The sequence below is a fragment of the Bacillus sp. 05T31 genome, from assembly GCF_056396725.1.
In genome coordinates, this window is record NZ_JBFTMA010000648.1 from 1 (window position 1) to 2,592 (window position 2,592).

The 2,592-nt window shown below is 33.8% G+C and carries 5 protein-coding genes; 1 reads left to right on the forward strand and 4 read right to left on the reverse strand.

From position 1 onward, the window contains the following. A partial coding sequence (locus tag AC1DJR_RS25875) for a hypothetical protein (RefSeq protein ID WP_477003845.1) occupies positions 1-358 on the reverse strand: 358 nt, incomplete at its 3' end. A 152-nt stretch (positions 359-510) separates the two neighbouring features. Between AC1DJR_RS25875 and AC1DJR_RS25880 the strand changes: the two genes are divergently transcribed. Next, positions 511-651, forward strand: coding sequence for a YflJ family protein (locus tag AC1DJR_RS25880; RefSeq protein ID WP_000273535.1), 141 nt, complete (start codon positions 511-513; stop codon positions 649-651). Positions 652-717: 66 nt separating this feature from the next. Here AC1DJR_RS25880 and AC1DJR_RS25885 read toward each other — a convergent pair whose 3' ends face one another. The 3 genes from AC1DJR_RS25885 to AC1DJR_RS25895 all read right to left on the reverse strand — a co-directional run bounded on the left by AC1DJR_RS25885 (position 718) and on the right by AC1DJR_RS25895 (position 2,481). Next, positions 718-1,116 carry a hypothetical protein gene (locus AC1DJR_RS25885; RefSeq protein ID WP_477003846.1) on the reverse strand — a complete coding sequence of 133 codons (399 nt, stop codon included), beginning with the start codon at positions 1,114-1,116 and terminating at the stop codon, positions 718-720. Positions 1,117-1,238: 122 nt separating this feature from the next. Next, entirely contained in the window at positions 1,239-1,673 is a 435-nt protein-coding gene (locus tag AC1DJR_RS25890; RefSeq protein ID WP_477003847.1) for a hypothetical protein, read from the reverse strand. A 163-nt stretch (positions 1,674-1,836) separates the two neighbouring features. Continuing rightward, positions 1,837-2,481 carry a response regulator gene (locus AC1DJR_RS25895; RefSeq protein ID WP_477003848.1) on the reverse strand — a complete coding sequence of 215 codons (645 nt, stop codon included), beginning with the start codon at positions 2,479-2,481 and terminating at the stop codon, positions 1,837-1,839. Positions 2,482-2,592 lie beyond the last annotated feature (111 nt).

Genomic DNA, 2,592 nt, shown 5'->3' on the forward strand with positions numbered 1-2,592 from the left:
CTACTATATCTTCGTCACACCACGTAAACACCACATCTAGAATGCGATTACCGATACGTATGCGCTTATTCCATTTACCTGTTTGGATCTGATGTTGCAATTCCGCTTTCATCTTTTCCGTCCAGTCGTGAATCGTGTCACTACGGTCGTACGGATATACGCCCGGAAACTCTTCCTGCAGAAGATGAAGGCTCTCTGCATCAAAATGAAAATGGAAGAAGTAGTTTGCTGTAAGCGATGGTTCTTGCAATCGTAAAAAATGATCATCAACTTGCTTTCTATTTCTATAGAAAGTAAAGATATTCACTTTACCGCTCGTAATTTGGTCAATTTGAATTTCGTGCTTCTCTATAATCACGTCTTGCCCACCTCGTTATATACTACCCTTAGTATATATGTCTTTTGCAACAAAGTTAACCATTTTCGCGCGAAATTCATTTCCTTCATTATATTACCCGTACCTCCAAGTACAATCAGGACAAATAAACAAAGTTGAAGGGGAGCGATCACATGTATTTCGGAAGCAAAGGTTGGTATGTAAAAGAACTTAAAAAATTAGGGATTCGTACTTACGAAGGTAAAAAACTAGAATCTTATCGTACACATATTTTATCTAGTTTACTTGAGAGAATGAAGAAAGCTTCGGCTTAATAGATGTAGGAAGCGACTACGGTTGCTTCCTTTTTATTTACTAAATAAAAAGGAAATCATCATACCTTAACTTTTTAACTTTACCGTTATACTTCCTTGATAGAAACCGCCCATTATCAACTGAATCTCTATTACCRAATACTCTTCCAGATAATCATTTGTATATATTTTAAATTCTCCATACTTATTAACYSGTCCGCTTCCAACATACATATCTCCACTCGTTATGACAATTGTTGAATGAGGTTCTGCACGGCCCAATACACAATTATCACCATATTCCACAGAATCTATCGTTATTTTTTGATGMATATTATTAACTGAAYCTMTACAKTTMTTWTYACACAAATTAACATYKCTTTCTTCWGCCCTCGATAGCGCTCGATTCCTACTAGTCTTTTCTGAAGAGAAAGCAACATTCCCCAGCCAACTAAACCTATCAAATGTAGTAATAGGTAGAAACATCTACGTTAACTCCCCCATTCTTCCAATACTTCCATCTCATTTTTTATCAACTACGGTCTTTTAATGAACTTACAGCAATACGTTTTATGTTGGGGTAAAAGAAAATAGCTTTGGTTTTCCATTCAATTTCGCACTGTTAATTTGTACAGAACACATAGAATACCGTTTTTCACCCCAGATGTAATGACAACACTACACAAAAGAAACCACGGTCCATTAAATGTAAATCCACCTTCAAATATATTAATAATAATTATGTTGCCAATTATTAAGAGAATCCATGAAATGGAATACTGTTTTCCATTTGTAATATATAAAATTTCATCCTCATAACAGACTGTTATTCCCCCACCTTGCCAAACACCAATAGCGAAAGAAATAAGCGTAACTGCCAGTAACTCTGCTTGTAAATCCCTAGTCATTKGTTGCGGCGCCGTATAAGTAATAATCCCTATCATCATGAGAAAAGTTATAATATCTATCCAGTTTAATTTTCTTTGTTTGCTTTGCAGCCAAATAAAGAAAATTAATACAGGAATTAAAAGCAAAGTTTCCATTTAATTATTCTTCTTCCTTTCCTACATTAGAAACGTCTATAATTGTAATGCAATTAGATTGTTCTTAAATCTYTCATACTTTCTGAAGCATARCATGAGAAAGAAATAAAAAAATCGTACAAAAGGGCAARCCTATAATGTACGATTGGGCATATATAATGTTTTAAAAATGAATTARCTTCCTTTCAATAGATACAGCTACTGCTTCTGACCGTGAATTAACACCTAATTTATTGTATATATTTGTTAAATACGCTTTTACCGTTCGCTCAGCTATYCCCATATCRAATGCAATTTCTTTATTCTTATATCCGCGCGCAATAGCTTTCARCACAAACAATTCTTTWWCYGTTAAGTTRTTYYCTKCAACCTTATCAGCATGTAYTTCTTTYCTYTTATAMTTCACTATCTTTTCCATAATATTTGGTTGTAGTAAAATCTCACCTCGAATAGCTGCTTCCAATGTTCGGAACAAATTTTCACGATCCGTATCTTTTAGCAAATATCCTTTTGCTCCTAACTCAATTCCCTTTAACATTAATTCATCTTCGTTATAAGTAGTTAATATAATAATCGGCGTATGATTTTGTTTTTTCTTTAAAGCCTCAATTGTTTCTAAACCACTCATTTTAGGCATATTCAAATCCATTAAAATGACATCAGGTTTCTTTTTTTCTATGAAAGAAAGGGCTTCTTCTCCGTTTGCAGCCTCACCTATAATTTGAAATGAATCACTCGTTTCTATTATTAATTTCAGACCTTCTCTTACAACGAAATGATCATCTACAATTAATACGTTATGCTTCATGGCTATCTCCTTCTTTATTTATAGGTACTTGAATATAAACTTTCGTACCCTTCATCTTTTCACTCAATATCTGTATTTCTCCCTTAATCAATCGAACACGCTCATTTAAGC